Origin of the sequence: Pseudomonas sp. CBZ-4 (assembly GCF_000346755.1) — a bacterium.
Lineage (GTDB): Bacteria > Pseudomonadota > Gammaproteobacteria > Pseudomonadales > Pseudomonadaceae > Aquipseudomonas.
In genome coordinates, this window is the sequence record NZ_ANNV01000027.1 from 1 (window position 1) to 17,878 (window position 17,878).

Below are 17,878 nucleotides of genomic sequence, written 5' to 3' on the forward strand. Positions count from 1 at the left end.
TTGGGAGCGCTTCGCACTCCAGCGGGAGCAAGCTCCCTCGCCACGACGTATCAGGTTCAGAACTGGTACTTGAGGCCCACCGTCATATTGCGCGGGTCACCGTAGAATGCGCTGCTATACAGACCGTAGCCGGCGTAGTACTCGCGGTCGAAGAGGTTGTTCAGGTTCAGCGACGCGCTGAGGTTCTTGCTCACGTCATAGCGCGCCATCAACCCCACCACGGCGAAACTGCCTTCGTCGGCGCGCGCATCCATCGGGTAGGTGATGGCCGAATAGGTTGAACTCTGCCACGTCACATTGCCGCCCACTGTCAGGTCACGCAGGGCACCTTCAAGCTTGTAGGCCGTGGACAGTTTGAACTGGCGCTCCGGCAGGTTGGTGTTGATGCGGTTGCCGTCCTTGTCCCGGGGTTGGGCGTAGGTGAAGCCGGCAAGCATCTGCCAACCCGGCGTCAGTTGGCCGGACAGCTGCATTTCAAACCCTTTGGTGGTGGTGCCGCTGACGGCCTTGTAGGCCGTAAGGCCTCCCGTGCGAACGCCGTCGTCCACCCCCAGGTTGTCCTGCTTGATGGTGAACACGGCGACACTGGTGTTGAGCGCACCGTCGAAATATTCCGACTTCAGGCCCGCTTCATAGCTTTGCCCCGTCAGCGGTTCCAGCGCCTTGTCGTTTTTGTCGAACAACGACTGCGGCGTGAAGATGTCGGTGTAGCTGACGTAGAGCGAGTGGATGTCATTGAGGTCGTAGACGATGCCTGCATAAGGCACCAGCTTGCCGGTTTTCCTGGCGCTGTCGTCCGACGGATCATTGGGCTTCCATCCGTAGGTCAGGGTGCCTTCACGCTCATAGTTGACGACCCGGCTGCCGAGGATCACATGCCAGTCGTCCAGCGGGTTCAGGCGCAATGCCGCGTACCCACCGGACTCCTTGATCTTGTAGCCCTGGCTCTGTTGGAAGGTGAACGCATCCGGCTGAGGCGGGTTGTTGCCCCAGGTCTCGTAGTTCACGTTGAGGCTGCCACCGTCCAGTGACTGATAGTCCGAGCGGCGGTTACTCGCATTCAAACCCACCACCAACTCATGGGTACGCCCCAGCAGCGAAAAAGGCCCCGTCGCGTAGGCATCCGCGGAGTCGGCGTTGATCGTGTAGGTCACGCGGCTGCGCTGCAGTTCGGCAATGTGGGTCGTCTCGTCGGGGAACGGCCCCCAGCCGACGATGTTGCCTTGCAACTGATCGGTGGTGCCTTTCCAGTGGCTGGCTTCTACGCGCAACAGCCAGTCATTGTCGAAGCGCTGCTCGATGCCGGCAAAGTATTTGGTGCTTTGGCTGTCGGCATAGGTCCATTTGGCCGCCGGGTTGGTCGAGCGTTTGAAGTTGGCGCGGTTGCCATCGGCGTTGTACAGCGGCAGCTGGCCAAAACTGGAGCCGTCGGCGTCGATTTTCTGGTAGTCGATGCCGGCGTACAGCGTGGTGTCTGGCGTGATATCGGCCTCGCCGATGGCGTAGAACACGTCCTTTTTCTGCGCGTAGTAATCAATAAATGAATGGTTGTCCTGATGGGCTGCCACCACGCGCCCACGCAGCGCGCCGTTTTCGGACAACGGCCCGGACAGGTCCATTTCCGTGCGGTAGCGATCCCAGGTGCCACCACTGCCGGAGACATAGCCCTGGAAGTCTTTGGTCGGACGTTTGCGGACCAGGTTGACCACCCCCGCCGGGCTGCCGACGCCACTCATCAACCCCGTGGCGCCGCGTACCACTTCGACGCGGTCGTAGATGGCCATGTCGCGCACGCCCAGGCCGTTGGTATTGGTGGTGAAGTCTGACGTCGGCACACCGTCGTACTGAAAACTGTCCAAGGCAAAACCGCGGGAGTAGAAGTTGTAACGCTCACTGTCGTCGTGCATCACCGTCACGCCAGGGGTTTGCCCGAGGACTTCGGCGATGGAACCCAGGCCCTGGTCAGTCATGTGCTGGCGGGTGATGACGGTCACCGACTGGGGAGTCTCGCGCAGGGACATGGGCAATTTGGTCGCCGTGCTGGTGCTGCCCGTGGTGTAGGAGCCGGAGTTTTCGGTGGTCTGGCCCAGTTGTTGGCCGGTGATGCTGGTGGCCCCCAGCTCAATGCTTGACCCATCTCCCAATGGATACAGCGTGTAGGAGCCGTCCCCGGAGGCGACCGCATTTAGCCCGCTACCGCGCAGCAGGCTGCGCAATCCCTCATCGATGCCGGTGTTGGCATTCAGCCCGGTACTGCGCTTGCCTTCCACCAGCGCCGGGTCGATCGGCAGGGTGATGCCGGCCTGGCTGGCGAACTCGGCCAGCGCCGTGCTCAAGGCGCCGGCGGGAATCGTGTAATGGCGCACGTGCTGCTGGCCGATAGGTTCTGCCAGCAGGGGGGGGCTGGTCACCACCGAGCCTGCAACCAGCAGGCCCAAGGTCGCCCCGCGTATTGCCAGGGCTAAGGAGTGGAAGGGTAGGACGTACCGCTGTGGTTGCCGCATTGAGTGTTCCCCGTCGAAGAGTGTTGGCTGTTTTACGAGGAGGACGCATGGCGGCTGAAAAACACGACACACGCGGGAAATTCAGCTTTCCCGGGCGGCGATGGTCACCCAGTAGCGGCTGCGGGTGCGGATGTCTACCGGCAGGGTGCGGGCCAGGGCGGCCAATGCCAGGTCGGTGTCGTGTAACTGAAATGTGCCGGAGATCTGCCAGTCTGCCACTGCCGGATCGCAGCGCAGCAGGCCGGGACGATAGCGGCCGAGCTCGAGGGCAAAGTCGGCCAGGCGCATTTTCTCCGCGCGCAGTACGCCTTGGGTCCAATCGCTGCTGCTGCGTTGCAGCGTGGCCACGGGCGCAATCAGGGCGCGACTGAACTCGGTCTGCTGGCCCGCTTCCAGGCGCAGGAAATCCTTGGCGTGAGCGGGATAGACCTGCACCGCCCCTTCCAGCACTGCGATACGGGTTTTGCCGTCGAGCTGGCGCACGTCGAAACGCGTGCCAACCGGGCGCAAACGGCCTTCGGCGGTTTCCACCACGAGTGGGCGGTTGAGCGGGTCGGCGGCGGTGCTGACCAGGATCTCGCCGGCGTACAGGCGCAGCAGGCGCTGCTGGCTGTCGAAGCGGATGTCCATGGCGCTGGCGGTGTTGAGCATCACCCGGGTGCCGTCCGGCAGCACGCATTCGCGACGCTCGCCGGCCACGGTGCGTTGGTCTGCGCTCCACTCCCGCCAGGGCAGTGCCTGGTAGGCGAATGTGCCCAGCGGCGCAGCGATGATCAGGCTGGTCAGTAGTTTCAGGGTGTGGCGCCGATCAAGGCTTGCCGGGCGGCCCAGCGCGGGCATGCCGATATCCGCTGGGATCGCGTCGAAGCGTGCGTGGAACCCTGCCGCCAATTGCCAGGCGCGCTCGTGGTCGGCATGGCTGGCGCGCCAGTGGTCGCAGGCTTCCCGATCACGCGGGCTGGCGTTGCCTTGCAGGCGCACGAACCAGCGGGCCGCCTGGCGCGCAATGCGCCGGTCAATCGGCTGGGCACTCACGCTGAAGTTGTGGCCAGGATGATGCATTCCTCATAGGCGCGCGCGAGATGGCGTTGCACCGAGCGCACATGGATACCCAGGTGGCTGGCGATTTCCTCTTGGCTGTAACCCTCAAGTTGAGCCATCAGAAAGGCCTGGCGCGTCCTGGCCGGCAGGCACGAAAGCACCTGGTCGACCTCATGCAGCGCTTCGAGAATCAGCGCCTGGCTTTCCAGCGAGGGGGTGTTCTGCTCGGGCAGGTGGGCCAGGGTTTCCAGCCACGCCTGCTCCAACGAACGCCGGCGATACAGGCTGATCAGCAAGTGATTGGCGACGGTGGCCAGGTAGGCGCGCGGGCTGTCGAGGGTCCGTGGCTTGGCACCCAGCAGGCGGATGAAGGTATCTTGCGTCAAGTCCGCCGCGTCGGCGCTGTTGCCCAGGCGCTGGCGCAACCAACCCACCAACCAGCCGCGATGGTCGCGATAGAGGTCGCCGATATTCTGGTAAGGACTGGTTGGAAGGGGCATGGGGCTTGTTGTTGACCAAAGCAATGCAAGTGAGAACTCATCTCATTCTATCGGTGGCTGCGCCTTGCTCGCAAGGCTATCCCCTGAATGTTTACCCGCGTACGCCTTGCCGTTGTGCACTGCCTACACCCCGTTGAACTGTGCTGGTGCGTCATGACGTGGCGGAATACCCCCATGCCCATTGGTCGATTGCGCCCCTTGCCGCATAAACGGTTATCTATAGCCACGCGAAGACTTCCAGGCGAGCTACCGGCAGCAGGACGCTGCGGTGCCCGCTCTCTAACAATGGCCTTTCAAGGCGATAAAAAAATAGTCTGCAAGGGGAACGGCACTCCATGAAATATCCACTGCGTCCGTTGGTGTTCTGGCCAACTTTCCTGATTCTGCTGGCGGCGGTGATCGCCAGCTACATCGACCTGAATGCGTTCCTTGCGGTGAGCAAGCAGCTCAACAACCTGATCCTGAAAAACTTCTCCTGGCTGTTCAGCGCCGGCTCGTTTGCCATGGTGGTGTTGACCGCCATCGTGTACTTCTCGGCACTGGGCAAGGTGCGCATCGGCGGTGAAGACGCCCAGCCGTTGCTGAGCAAATGGCGCTGGTTCATGGTGGCGCTGTGCACCACGCTGGCGGTTGGTGTGTTGTTCTGGACCACCGCCGAACCGCTCTACCACCTGTACGGCCCGCCCACCAGCCTGCCGATTGAAGCGGGCAGCTCGGCGGCGAAGAGCTTTGCGATGTCGACGATGTTCCTGCACTGGACCATCACCCCGTACGCCATCTACCTGGTGCCGTCCCTGGTATTTGCGCTGGTGTTCTACAACCGCCGCAGCAACTTCTCGATTGGCGCGATGCTCGAACCCTTGCTGGGCGCGGCGCGGGTCAAGCGCTACGCCGGGCTGATCGACACCCTGGCGATGTTCGCCCTGGTCGCCGGCATGGCCTCGTCCCTGGGCACGGGCGCACTGACCCTGGCCGGCGGCCTGAGCCAATACATCGGCGGCGAAACCACGCCGTTCCGTTTGGCGATCATCATCGCAATCATCGTCATCACCTTTGTCGCCTCGGCCGCCAGCGGCCTGCAAAAAGGCATCGTGATGCTGTCCTCGTTCAACACCTGGATCATGCTCGCCCTCGGTTTGTTCGTGCTGCTGTGCGGGCCAACCCTGTACATGTTCAGCCTCGGCGTCGAATCCCTCGGCGTGTACCTCGACACCTTCTTCAGCCGCAGCTTGTTCACCGGCGCCGCCAGTGGCGACACCTGGCCGCAGAGCTGGACAGTGTTCTACTGGTCGGTGTGGTTTGCCTGGGCGCCAGTGAGTGCGCTGTTCCTCGGCAAGATCGGCCGTGGCTATACCGTGCGTGAATTCATCCATATCAACATGCTGTTCCCGGCGCTGTTCACGGCGGTGTGGATCTGCATCTTCTCCGGCACCAGCCTGTACTTCGATGCGCTCGGCGACGGCAGCCTCAACCGCGTGCTCAACGAGCAGGGCGTGGAGCACGTGCTGTACCAGATGTTCCAGCAACTGCCGGCCAGCGGGCTGATGATCGCGTTCCTGCTGTTTGTCGCCTTCATCTCGTTTGTCACTGCGGCGGACTCCAGCACCGACGTGATCGCCAACCTGTGCAGCAAGGGCGTGACCGCCGACTCCGACCTCGACGGCAACCCGATGTTGAAGATTGTCTGGGGCGTGATCATCGGCACGGTGTCGTGGGTGATGGTGTCGTTTATCGGCATCGACGGGGTGAAGATGCTCTCCAATCTCGGCGGTCTGCCGGGGATGATCCTGGTGCTGCTGGCCAGTACCTCGCTGATCTTCTGGCTGAAAAACCCGGCGCTGCTCGATGTGAAACACCTCAAGCCGGCCACCGATCCCGCGCTGCGCGGCGCCAGCCCGGTCGCCGAGTTCGCCCGCTAAATCCTCAAACCTGTGTGTCTCCCCACGCGCTCCCCCGAGAGCGCGGGGGAGCCGTTTGTTTGCAACAAAAGTTTGGAGTTACCGATGGAAATCGTTACCGAATTTGCCTACAAGGTCCGTGAAATCGAACACTGCCTGATCCCGCTGAAGGACGGCACCCAACTGGCCGCGCGCATCTGGCTGCCGGAAGTCGCCGGCCTGCAAACCTTCCCGGCGATCCTCGAATACCTGCCGTACCGCAAGCGCGATGGCACCGCCGTGCGTGATGCGCTGACCCACCCGTGGATGGCCGGGCAAGGCTATGTGTGCGTGCGTGTGGACATGCGCGGCAACGGCGAATCCCAAGGGTTGATGGCCGACGAATACCTGTTGCAGGAGCAGGACGACGCCCTCGAAGTGATCGATTGGCTGTGCCAGCAAGCCTGGTGCGACGGCAACGTCGGCATGATGGGTATTTCCTGGGGCGGCTTCAACGGCCTGCAAGTCGCGGCGCGCCAGCCCGAGGCGCTGAAGGCGATCATCACCCTGTGTTCCACCGATGACCGCTTCGCCGACGACATCCATTACAAGGGCGGCAACCTGCTGATGGAGAACTTCGGTTGGGCCGCGACCATGCTCAACTTCAGCGCTGCCGTGCCCGATCCGCTGCTGGTCGGCGATGCATGGAAAACCCTCTGGCAGCAACGCCTGGACGCCATGCCGCTGCTCGCCGAAACCTGGCTGCAACACCAGACCCGCGATGACTACTGGCGCCACGGTTCGGTGTGCGAGGACTATTCGCAGATCAAGGCGGCAGTTTATGCGGTGGGCGGTTGGGGTGATGCCTACCGCAACACGGTCTCACGGCTGATGGAGCACCTGCCGGGGCCGAAGAAAGCCATGATCGGCCCGTGGATTCACAAATACCCACACTTCGCCGTGCCGAATCCGGCCATTGGCTTCCTGCAAGAGGCCAAGCGCTGGTGGGATCACTGGCTGAAGGGCATCGATAATGGGGTGATGGATGACGCAGCCTGCACCTTTTACCTACAGGATGTTCTACCGCCACAGGGCAGTTATGCCGAGCGGCCAGGTATCTGGGTGCAGACGGCGGGGTGGCCTGATGCGCAGGTACAGTGGACCGATTTCAGCCTGAGTGCTGACGGTCTCAACCTCGGCGCAGCACCCTTGGCCGCCGCGCGCAGCATCTGCTCGCCGTTGACCACCGGCCTGCACCAGGGCGAATACTGCGCCATCTGGTTTGGCCCCGACGGCCCGACGGATCAGCGCCGGGATGATGCGAATTCGCTGTGCTTCGACTCCCAGCCACTGAGCGAACCCCTCGCGTTGCTCGGCGATGCGCGCCTGACATTGCGCCTGGCCAGTGACACCGCGTGTGGGCAATTAGTCGCTCGGCTGAATGCCATTGCACCGGACGGGCAAGTCACGCAGATCAGTTACGGCGTGCTCAATCTCACGCTTCGTGAGGACTTTTCCCACGTATCACCCGTAGTCCCCGGTGCACCGATGGACGTGCAGTTAAACCTCGACCATATGGGCATGCGCCTGCCGGCCGGCTACCGTTTGCGCCTGGCCCTGAGCACCGCGAGTTTCCCGTTGCTGTGGCCGAGCCGCGAGCTGACCACCCTGACCTTGTTGCCCGGCCTGCAACGCCTGCAACTGCCGGTGTTTACCGGCGAAGCGGTTGAATGCCCTTTCGAAGCGCCGCAAGCCGCCACACCGGTCGCCATGGAAGTGCTGCGTGCCGCAGCGCCGAAGCGCACCTTGATCGAAGACGTGGGCAGTGGCGAGGTCTGCGTGAAGATCGAAGACGACCTGGGTTCGGTGCGTTTTACCGACCACGGTTTGGCGGTGGACCAGCGTTGCACCGAGCAATACCGCACCTTGCCGTGGGACCCGTTGTCGACCCGCGCCGATATCGAGTGGCACTATCGGGTGGGTCGCGATGAATGGAACGTTGAGGTGGAAAGCCGCCTGAGCGTGAGCGCCGATGCCGAGTGGTTCTACGTCGAAGCCGAGCAGACCGCGTGGGAAAATGGCCAGTTGGAACACCGCCGCCAGTGGAGCAAACGCGTGGCCAGGGTCGCGCTGTGAGTGGGCAACTGGCAGGATGCTTGCCCACGTGATCTCTGCGGGCCCGGGGCAACCCGGGCCTGTCTCTGCCATTGGATTCTTTCATGTCGCGCCGAAACGTCGATCTTCCTCCGCTCAATTGCTTGCAGACCTTCGAAGCGGCCGCCCGCCATTTGAGCTTTACCCAGGCCGCCCATGAACTGAACCTGACTCAAAGCGCGGTCAGCCGCCAGGTCAAACGCCTGGAAGAAGACCTCGCCCGCCCGCTGTTTTATCGCCTGGCCCAGGGCCTTAGCCTCACGCCGGCCGGGGTGCGTTACTTCCGCACGATCCAGCGCCTGTTGCGCGAACTCGACCGTGAATCCGCCGAGTTGCGCCGGCGCGGTGCCGACCGCCAGTTGACCCTGGCCAGCACGCCGACCATCAGCTCGATCTGGCTGGCCGGCTTGCTGCCGGACTTCCAGCGCGAACACCCGGACCTGGACATCCGCATCCTGTGCAGCGAAAGCCCCAGCCACCTGGATGTCAGCGAATATGACCTGGGCCTGTTCTACCACCTCGACGAACTGCCCGCGCCCCACGGCCTGGAGCTGTCGCCGGTGTTCGACAGCGAACAGGTCATCACCGTGTGCAGCCCCGCTTATATAGAGCGCCACGGTCCGATTCACGACGTGCAACACCTGCTGCACGCCCACACGTTGCTGATCGTCGAAGACCACTACCACGACTGGCTGACCTGGACCGACTGGTGCGCCGACGCCGACGCCCACTATCACACCCCGCGCCATGCGCTGCGCACCAACAGCTATCAACTGTTGATGCAGTCGGCGGTGATGGGCCACGGCGTGGCCCTCGGCTGGAAGAGCCTGCTCGCCGGCGAACTGGACGCCGGGCGCCTGCAAATGGCCTTGCCCCACACCATGCACAGCCGTGGCCGCCTGCACCTGATGCAACCCCATCACCGCAACCCGCCGTCGGCGGCGCGCAGTTTTCGCCAATGGTTGCTGGCCCATGCCAGCCGCCTGAACACTCCCCCTGAGCCCTCATGAACCTGACATTCCTGACCTTTCCCGCGCTGTACAGCGCGACCATTCTGATGCTCACCGGCAACGGTCTGTTTTTCAGTTTTATCGGCCTGCGCCTGAGCAGCGAGGGTATCAACGAGGTCTGGATCGGTGCGCTGACGGCGGCGTATTACGGTGGCATGGTGTGTGGCGCCAAGTTCGGCCACCGCATGATTGCCGGGGTCGGGCATGTGCGTTCGTATGTGGCGTGCGCCGGCGTCGCCACCATCATCGTGTTGTTGCATGTGCTGTTCGAGCAGCTGGAATTTTGGCTGGCGCTGCGGTTTGTCATGGGCCTGGTGATGATGAACCAGTACATGGTCATCGAAAGCTGGCTCAACGAGCAGGCGGAAAACAACCAGCGCGGCGCGGTGTTTGCCGGTTACATGGTGGCGGTGTCGCTGGGCCTGATGCTGGGGCAGGGCGTGCTGGTCTGGCGCCCGGAGCTGGACTTCAAGCCGCTGCTCATCGTCGCGATCTGCTTTGCCGCGTGCCTGTTGCCGGTGACCATGACCAAGCGCCTGCACCCGGCCAAGCTGGTGGCGGCGCCGCTGGAAGTGGGGTTTTTCTGGCGACGGGTGCCCCAGGCGCTGACCACGGTGTTTGTCACCGGCCTGATGGTCGGCGCGTTTTATGCGCTGGCCCCGGTGTTTGCCACGCGCAACGGCTTGAGCACCGCCGAGGCGAGTACCTTTGTTGCGGTGTCGATTTTTGCCGGGTTGTGCGGCCAGTGGCCCATCGGCTGGCTGTCGGATCGCATCGATCGCTCGCGCTTGATTCGTGCGTGCGCCCTGGCCTTGGGGCTGGTGGTGATTCCGCTGTGGGGCCTGGTGCAGTTGCCCTATGCACTGCTGCTGGTGTTCGGTTTTCTCAGCGGCTTGCTGCTGTTCACCCTCTACCCGTTGGCGGTGGCGCTGGCCAATGACAACGTCGAGCAACCGCGACGTGTGCCGCTGAGCGCGATGCTGCTGGCCACCCACGGCATCGGTGCCAGCCTGGGGCCGATGCTCAGCGGTGCGTTGATGAACAGCTACGGCCACGGCGCGTTCTACATGCTGTTTTCGGCCTGCGCGCTACTGCTGATCTGGCGCGTGCAGCCGAAGAAAGTCACCGGCGAATACCTCGTCGAAGGCGCGCCGTTGCATCACGTGGCCATGCCTGAACACCCGATGGGCGCGGTGCTGGATCCACGGGTGGATGAGATCCCTGAGGAACTGGTGATCAGCGAACCGGCGCCCGCTACCAAGGCCTGACGGCTACTTGGCTTTTTTCTTGCGCGGTTGGCGCGTGGCCAGGTGCTCGAAGCAAAAAGCGGCGGTGCCGAACACGGCGATGAGGGTCAGTACGAGCATGCCGAGGGTTGAACTTTCCACGGTGAATTCCTACGTGATGGGGTAGGCATTCACCGTAGAGGTGCGGCGAAAGCGCCTCAATAGAGGCGACGCAATCCTTACGGCGCCGGGTTGATTGTTACGCAGTCTTTACGCGGTTCAGGCTGTTGGCGGCCGAGGAAGAGATAGACGATCACGGCCGTCAGCGCGGTGAACACGGCCAGCACTTGCAACAAGGTATTGAACCCTGCGTTGTAGGCCGTACGCAGTTTCGCTATGGGAATTTGCCCGGTCTGTTGCAGATCACCCATGACCAGATGTTGTGCCGCCCGTGACAGTTCTTCTGGCGACAGCCTGCTGTCGAGGCTCAGGTGACGCGCCACCAGCGCACTCAATACCGCCACGGTAACCGCCAGCGCCACCCCTTCGCTGGCCACGCGGGTGGTGTTGAAAATTCCCGCTGCCATGCCTGCTTGCTCCTTGGGTACCACGCTGATCGACAGGCCGTCCATCAAGCCCCACGGCACTGCTGTGCCCAAGCCGATCAGCAGCAAGGCGGCGATCAGTTGACCGTGTGCGTCGGCGGGCAGGATGCTCAACCGATAAAGGCCAGCGGCGGCCAGCAAAAATCCTACGGTGCACAGGCGCCCGGCCGACACCCAACGGGTCAACGACGCCGCCAGCATCGGCACCAGCAGCATGGGGGCTGACAAAGCGAGCATGCGCAGCCCCGCGTCAAAGGCGCTGAGGCCTTCGACGCCGATAAAGCGGATCGGCAGCAACACCACCAACACGATAAAGCAGTAGCAGGTGCCGATCGGCAGGATCTGCACGCCGACAAAGCGCGGAAAACGCAACAGCCGCAGCTCCAGCATGGGCTGCTTGGCACGGGTTTCCACCCACGCAAACACTGCGGCAAGCAACCCCGACACAACGAGCAATGCCTGGATCAACGGCGCGTTCCAGCCGTGCCCAGGCGCGAGAATCACGGCACTGGTGAAGGCAATCAACAGACCCGAAAACGCCAGTACGCCGGGTGTGTCCAGGTGTTGTGCGTGCGGGTTACGGCTTTCCCGCAGGTTCGGCACGGCAAACACCAGGGACACCAGCGCCAGCAATGCGGTAAACAGAAAGATCCCGCGCCAGCCCATCCACTCGATCAACACACCCGACAGCAGCGGACCAAACGCGAGGCCGACGCCAAACGTGGTGCCCAACACGCTGAACGCCCGCGTGCGCGCATGGCCGTCGAACTCCTGCGCCAGCGCGGCCGTCCCGCCCGCCAAGGCGGCAGCGGCGGCGATGCCTTGGGCGCCGCGCAGCAGGTCCAGCCAGAACACCGTGGGCGCCACCGCCAGCAACAGGGAGACGCCGGCAAACAAGCCCATGCCGCCGATGAACAAGCGCTTGCGCCCATAACGGTCGGCAAGGGTGCCGGCGGCCATCAGCAGGCTGCCGAAACTGAGCATGAACGCATTGGTGATCCACGCCAGTTCAGTGGGCGTGGCATCAAAGGCCCGGCCAATGAACGGCGTGGCCACGGCGCCGCCGGTAAAACTCATCGGCAAGACCAGTGCGGCCAGGCAAATCGCCGCGAGGATGGTGTAGCGATGGAGGTGCATGGCAGCCGTCCTTTATCGTCCAGTTGAAGTCCTGATTAATCTATTCGGGATGCAATCGTAGATAAACAGGCTTACCTTCCACTGATAGCGGACAAAAAGGATGTAATGGATCAATGGACAGCCTGGGTGGTGTGATTTCCTTCGTTAAAACGGCAGAGGCCCTCAGTTTTGTCGCGGCGGCGCGGAGCCTGGGGATTTCGGCGTCGGCAGTCGGTAAAAACGTCGCCAAGCTGGAAGCGTCGCTGAATGTGCGGTTGCTGCAGCGCAGTACGCGCAAAGTCAGTCTGACGGCGGAGGGGCAATTGTTTTACGAGCGTTGTCGGAAAATCCTCGACGACTTGCAGGACGCGCAGGCCATGCTCTCCCATGTGGTCCAGCAACCCCGTGGCAAGTTGCGGGTGAGTTTGCCCACCATTGGCTATCGCTTCCTCATGCCGCACATGGCGGCGTTCCGCAGCGCCTACCCGGAGGTTGAGCTGGAGCTGGATTTCAACGACCTGCTGGTGGACGTGATCGAGGAGGGCATCGATGTGGCGATCCGCAGCGGCGGCCTGGCGGATTCGAAGCTGATGGCGCGTCGGCTCGGGCCGTTCAGGTTTCTGCTATGTGCCTCGCCGGAATATTTCCAGCGCCATGGCCGGCCGCTGGTGGTGAAGGATCTGGAGCACCACGCCTGCCTGCGTTACCGGTTTGCCACCACCGGCAAAATCATGGACTGGACCCTGGCCGCCGACCCCGCATTCACCGGGCTGCGCCTGCCCACGGCGATGACCCTGAACAACATGGAAGCCATGCTCATGGCCGCCGTCGACGGGCACGGCATCGCCTTTGTCCCGGATTTTCTCGCCCGCGAGGCCTTGGCCCAGGGGCGCCTGCACAGCGTGCTGGATGAGCAGTGCGGCGATAGGGGACAGTTCTGGGCGTTGTGGCCGTCCAGCCGTCACCTGTCGCCGAAAATCCGCGTGTTCGTGGACTTTATTGCCGAGCGCCTGTTCCCCTCAAGCTAAGGCGCGTTGCGGCTGTGGCGGTAATCACTGACGGCCTCGTACACCGCTCTGCGCAGGCGATTGATACCGCCGATGGGACGGTGCTCCGCCACGCCGAACCACGGGTTGAAGGACTGGTTGTCACACGCCAGGTTCTGCTCGGGGGTGTCGAAGTCCTGCGCCGGGATGCGAATTTTCGCCACGGTTTCGTAGGGCGCGTCGCTTTCTTTCCATTCGATGCTGGTGTCTTCGATCGGCATGAATTTCTGCGGGTTCTGCCGCTGGATCTGCAACACAAAACAGGCCGCGACGCGGTCGGTGGACAGTTGCTGAGTCAACGCGCTGCGCAGGAAGTTCGGCAGGTCCTGGTTCTGTTTCGGCAGCACGTACTGCGGGCAGTTTTGCGCATCAGGTGCGACGCGGAACTTGGCATTCGCTGCGCCGAACTTGTAGGGCGAGACGGAAAAATACGTGGTCTGCGTCGGGCTGGCCGGGGCTGGCGCCAGGGTGGCCAGGGCGATAAACAGGTGACGCACTTGCCAGCTGCGCGGGTCGACCTTGGGGAAGAACGCCAGGACCTTTTTGCCATCCGCCTGGGCGCCGATGTTCTGCGCGTATTCCGCCACGTCGCTGACAAAAAAGTTCGGGTGGCTGAACATCACGAAGTCTTGTTCGCTGCGGTTTTGCTGGTCGGCCAGCAGTTGCTTGCCCGGCACATCCAGCAGCTTGAGCGCCATGCCGCGCGCATCGCGAATGCTGTCGAACTGCGGGTAGGCGTTGCCGTTGGACAAGCGCATCGTCGCCTGCCAGGTCTTGCCCGGTTCGGCGAACACGCCTTGGCGCAGCGCCGGGTCGAGGTCCGCCAGCACGCTGACTTCGGCCTTCACGCAGCCATGGGCCTTGGCGTGGGCATCGCGCAGGTAGCGCGTGCCTTCACGGTGCTGGTCAACGATGCGCACGGCTGTCTGGATGATGCCTTGGGTCATGGCGGCTTCGCCTGCCGGAATCTGCTCATCCGGCGATACCGGGCCACTGTGCTGCCAGGCATACCAGGCGGTGGCGCCGAGCCAGCCGAGCAGGCCGAGGCCCACCAGCCACAGGAGGGTCTTGCCGAGAAAGGCGCCGATGCGCAGCCACAGGCGTGCGAGCAGGGAAGGGCGGTCGTAGGGGGATCGAATCATCATGGCAGTTGTTGCTCCAGCGGGCCGCCCAGTACTTTGAGGTATTCCAGCAGCGCCCAGCGTTCCTGCGGCAGCAAGCCACGGCCGATGACGCCATTGCCACGCTGGCCAGCACGGAATTCGTGGCCGCTGTTGTGGTTGCCGGTGATGTTGGTATCGAACAGGAAGGCGTTCTTGAACGCGCCGGTCTGAAAGCCGAGGTGGCGCGGGTCGTAGTCGAAGGTGCCTTTATAGAAGGTGGTGCTGCGTTCGTCCTGGGGCGACAGCAATTGGTAGATCGTCGGCACCGAACCGTTGTGCAGGAACGGCGGCGTGGCCCACACACCGGCCAGTGGCCGGGCCTTGTAGGCGCGCAGTTCGCGCACGCCGATGGGCAGGCCGTAGCCGTCCAGGCGCGGACGCTCGGCGGGAGTGACGCCGGCGGCGCGGTAGGCGTGCTCCTCGACGAATGCAGTGACGTAGGCCAGGCCCTTGGCCACGGACATTTTTTTCAGGTCCAGGGGTTCGGTTGGCGTGGGGTGCAACTGCACATTCAGCTGGGCCAGTTCGGCCGGGTCCCATTGCAGGGCGCTGAGGTCGTAGCGTTGGTCGGCGATGTTGTTGGCGGTGCCGGGGTCGGTGCCGATGTAGTCCACCGGGAGCATTTTCAGCTGCTGTACCGGGCGGCCGTTTTCCTCGGTGACGCTGGGCACATGGCAGCCGGCGCAGTTTTCTGCGAAGAGTGCGCGGCCCTGGGCAGCGAGGGGTTTGTCTACTGCGCCGAACAGGTCTTCGGGCCAGGCCGGCGGCTTGAGGCGTTGCAGGGTTTCTTCGATCAGGTTGAGGTCACGCACGCGTACGCTGGACGGGTAGCGCGCATCACCTTGCAGGGGTTGGCCCGCGCTGTCGAAAAAGCTCAGGGTGGCACCGACGCCGAGGGCTTCGCCGATGTTGCGCGCCATGGGCTGCTGGGCCGAGCCGTTCCATTGCACCCAGTCGAAGGTCCAGATGTCCCACAGCTGTGGGTAATCCACCGGTGCGTTGGCGATGCGATAGTTATCCGGGGAGATCGCGTCGCCGAAGCTGGCATTGGCGATGCGGCCGAACGCGTCGGTTCGGCCGGGGCCTTCCTGGGTGGGGTAGAGGCCGCGGTGCGTGTCGTTCCAGGCGACTTTGAGGAAGGTGTTCAGCGACTGCTTGAAGTCCTCGCGCAGTTGGCTGTGCTCGGCGTCGTAGCGGTCGCCCAAGACCTGGCGGGCGAAACGCTCGAATTTCCACGGGTTGTAGTAGGTGGCGGTAAGGCTGGCGACGAGGGCCTGGCCGAAGCTGCCACCACGCAGGGTCGGTACGCTGGACGGCAGCACATGCTGGGCCGAACCGCCGTCGATGCGCAGGGCCTGGCCGTTGAAATGCAACTCGCCGGTGTGGCACGCGGCGCAGGTGATGTCCAGGAATTCGGCACGGTTGCCGGCGTTCTGGTGACGGGCGAAACCTACCGGCAGGTTGCCGGGGTTTTGCGCGGTGGCGACTTGCTTGGGGTCCACCAGGAAGCCGAAGCGCGCCAGGTACTCGGGCGTGGCGAAACGCTGTTCGGAAAACGGCAGCTCAAGGGCGGTGAACCAGTCGTAGTGCAGGCCCTTGACCTGGGTGCCCTGGGGCGTGAAGTAGTAGGTCTGGCGGTCGGCGGCACTCCATTGCTCGCCGTAGTGCACCTGCTGCACGGCCACGTAGTCCGGCAGCTTGGGGTTGACGATGTAATAGAGCACCACGGCCAGGATCAGCCCCAGTGCTGCGAGTATCAGCAGGAAAACACGGGAAAAAATGCGCAAGATAACTATCCTTGTCGAGTTGTCGCGTTGTTATGCCACTACGCCACAGGTGCGGCAAGTGGCCATGAGCCCGGAACAGGCGGTCCCGCGATCCTTCGCGGGCCCTCATCATGAATGAAAATGCTTTTAAACACGTGAACTTATCGCAAGTTTGTGGCTCACATGCCGGTAGCCATTGGTCGTGGCCGCCTGATAAGCTCGCGACTTTATTCGAATGCCCTTTTGGCGCATGAACAAGGAAATAGCATGAAACAGCATCGGTTGGCGGCGGCGGTGGCCCTGGTTAGCCTGGTACTTGCGGGTTGTGATTCGCAGACCAGCGTAGAGCTGAAAACCCCGGCGCAGAAAGCTTCCTACGGCATCGGCCTGAACATGGGCAAGAGCCTGGCTCAAGAAGGCATGGATGACCTGGACTCCAAAGCGGTAGCCCAAGGCATCGAAGACGCCGTCGGCAAGAAAGAGCAGAAGCTCAAAGACGACGAACTGGTTGAAGCGTTTGCCGCACTGCAAAAGCGTGCTGAAGAACGCATGACCAAGATGAGCCAGGAGTCGGCAGCCGCCGGCAAGAAGTTCCTCGAAGACAACGCCAAGAAAGACGGCGTCGTCACCACCGCTTCCGGTCTGCAGTACAAGATCACCAAGAAAGCCGACGGCGCACAGCCTAAGCCGACTGACGTGGTGACTGTTCACTACACCGGCAAGCTCACCAACGGCACCACCTTTGACAGCTCCGTGGATCGCGGTAGCCCGATTGACCTGCCGGTCAGCGGTGTGATCCCGGGTTGGGTCGAAGGCCTGCAACTGATGCACGTGGGCGAGAAGGTCGAGTTGTACATTCCGTCCGACCTGGCCTACGGCGAGCAGAGCCCGAGCCCGGCGATTCCAGCCAACTCCGTGCTGGTGTTCGACCTGGAATTGCTGGCCATCAAGGACCCAGCCAAGGCTGAAGCCCCTGAGGCACCTGCTGCACCAGCCGCCAAGAAGTAATCGGCGCCTGAACACACAACGCCCCGTCTCGACGGGGCGTTGTTGTTTCTGGGAGGTGCATATTTATACCTGTGGGAGCTGGCAAGCCAGCTCCCACAGATCCGAGCGAACGTCTGTAGCAGGCAACAGTCTGATATAACGTCCCGGTGTGGGTAGCCGCACAGCAACATCAAGTCAATGAAATATTGGGTTTTTTTTATGTGCGCAAAAAATGCCCGATCTGACTGAAAGCCTTGTAGTACGGGCGTTTCAGCCTGCAAAACAGGCTCTGTTCACAAGGTTATCCACAATTTGTGTGGATAACATTTCTGTTGGCCTGGAACTGGAGTGACCGATGAAACCACCCTTCAATTTCACCCGCTTCCTGCCCATGGCCGCACGTCTGCTGGGCCGTGGGCGTTTGCCTACGCTGCTCTTCGCGGTCGCCGCCAAGGGCTCAAGCCAGGGCAATCGCCTGGGCAAGCTCAAGGATGATCTCAAGTTGCTCCAGGCCTTGTGCCTGGCCTACTGGCGTGGCGAATACCGGGCCATCAGCCCGAAGGCGCTGATCTCGGTGGTGGCGGGGTTGATGTATTTCCTCAGCCCGATCGATGCGATCCCGGACTTTATCCCGATGTTTGGCATGCTCGACGACATTGCCGTGCTGGCATGGGTCATGAAGACCCTGGACGGCGAACTGAGCGCCTTTCGTGCCTGGCGTGAGGCGCAGCGCCCGGAAAAGCTCGCGGTGGTTGAGCGGCTGCCTGCGACGCCGGCGCTGCTGGCCAGGGAAAACCCGCAAAAAAACCAATGATGGTTATATCCCCCTACGACCTTTGTGACTGTTAGGATTACACTCCTAAGGAAAGAGCTTACTTAGTAA

At 62.6% G+C, this 17,878-nt stretch carries 13 protein-coding genes; 7 read left to right on the plus strand and 6 right to left on the minus strand.

Annotated features, from left to right (window positions below; genetic code table 11):
- Positions 1-56: 56 nt before the first annotated feature.
- The 3 genes from B348_RS0103610 to B348_RS0103620 form a co-directional block, all read right to left on the minus strand.
- Positions 57-2,411 (minus strand): TonB-dependent siderophore receptor, encoded by a 2,355-nt coding sequence (locus B348_RS0103610; protein ID WP_256204072.1) that lies wholly within the window; start codon positions 2,409-2,411, stop codon positions 57-59.
- Positions 2,412-2,585: 174 nt separating this feature from the next.
- Complete coding sequence (locus B348_RS0103615; RefSeq protein ID WP_256204073.1) at positions 2,586-3,566, minus strand: FecR domain-containing protein; 981 nt, start codon at positions 3,564-3,566, stop codon at positions 2,586-2,588.
- On the minus strand, positions 3,536-4,045 hold the full coding sequence (locus B348_RS0103620) for a sigma-70 family RNA polymerase sigma factor (RefSeq protein WP_017734797.1): 510 nt from the start codon (positions 4,043-4,045) through the stop codon (positions 3,536-3,538). The genes B348_RS0103615 and B348_RS0103620 overlap by 31 nt, the downstream gene beginning before the upstream one ends.
- Before the next feature lie 335 nt (positions 4,046-4,380).
- Here B348_RS0103620 and B348_RS0103625 point away from each other — a divergent pair, with 335 nt between their 5' ends.
- From B348_RS0103625 to B348_RS0103640, 4 genes are all read left to right on the plus strand, one after another.
- Entirely contained in the window at positions 4,381-5,964 is a 1,584-nt protein-coding gene (locus B348_RS0103625; RefSeq protein ID WP_017734798.1) for a BCCT family transporter, read from the plus strand.
- Between the two features lie 84 nt (positions 5,965-6,048).
- Positions 6,049-8,058 (plus strand): CocE/NonD family hydrolase, encoded by a 2,010-nt coding sequence (locus tag B348_RS0103630; RefSeq protein ID WP_017734799.1) that lies wholly within the window; start codon positions 6,049-6,051, stop codon positions 8,056-8,058.
- An 83-nt stretch (positions 8,059-8,141) separates the two neighbouring features.
- Positions 8,142-9,086 carry a LysR substrate-binding domain-containing protein gene (locus B348_RS01000000129690; protein WP_017734800.1) on the plus strand — a complete coding sequence of 315 codons (945 nt, stop codon included), beginning with the start codon at positions 8,142-8,144 and terminating at the stop codon, positions 9,084-9,086.
- A complete protein-coding gene (locus B348_RS0103640) occupies positions 9,083-10,354 on the plus strand; it encodes an MFS transporter (RefSeq protein ID WP_017734801.1) in 1,272 nt (423 codons plus the stop codon). Before B348_RS01000000129690 ends, B348_RS0103640 begins: the two co-directional genes overlap by 4 nt.
- Positions 10,355-10,551: 197 nt before the next feature.
- Here B348_RS0103640 and B348_RS0103650 read toward each other — a convergent pair whose 3' ends face one another.
- Positions 10,552-12,054: an MFS transporter gene (locus B348_RS0103650; protein WP_017734803.1), complete on the minus strand. Its 1,503-nt coding sequence runs from the start codon at positions 12,052-12,054 to the stop codon at positions 10,552-10,554.
- Between the two features lie 113 nt (positions 12,055-12,167).
- Between B348_RS0103650 and B348_RS0103655 the strand changes: the two genes are divergently transcribed.
- Positions 12,168-13,061: a LysR family transcriptional regulator gene (locus B348_RS0103655; RefSeq protein WP_017734804.1), complete on the plus strand. Its 894-nt coding sequence runs from the start codon at positions 12,168-12,170 to the stop codon at positions 13,059-13,061.
- Here B348_RS0103655 and B348_RS0103660 read toward each other — a convergent pair.
- Together B348_RS0103660 and B348_RS0103665 are read right to left on the minus strand one after the other, a co-directional pair.
- Positions 13,058-14,224 carry a catalase family protein gene (locus B348_RS0103660; protein WP_017734805.1) on the minus strand — a complete coding sequence of 389 codons (1,167 nt, stop codon included), beginning with the start codon at positions 14,222-14,224 and terminating at the stop codon, positions 13,058-13,060. The two genes, B348_RS0103655 and B348_RS0103660, sit on opposite strands and share 4 nt — an antisense overlap.
- Entirely contained in the window at positions 14,221-16,029 is a 1,809-nt protein-coding gene (locus B348_RS0103665) for a di-heme-cytochrome C peroxidase (RefSeq protein ID WP_017734806.1), read from the minus strand. The genes B348_RS0103660 and B348_RS0103665 overlap by 4 nt, the downstream gene beginning before the upstream one ends.
- Before the next feature lie 246 nt (positions 16,030-16,275).
- On the opposite strand from B348_RS0103665, the gene B348_RS0103670 reads away from it, so the two are divergent.
- Both B348_RS0103670 and B348_RS0103675 read left to right on the plus strand, forming a co-directional pair.
- A complete protein-coding gene (locus B348_RS0103670) occupies positions 16,276-17,016 on the plus strand; it encodes an FKBP-type peptidyl-prolyl cis-trans isomerase (RefSeq protein ID WP_017734807.1) in 741 nt (246 codons plus the stop codon).
- Between the two features lie 334 nt (positions 17,017-17,350).
- Positions 17,351-17,809, plus strand: a complete 459-nt coding sequence (locus tag B348_RS0103675) for a YkvA family protein (protein ID WP_017734808.1) — start codon at positions 17,351-17,353, stop codon at positions 17,807-17,809.
- Positions 17,810-17,878 lie beyond the last annotated feature (69 nt).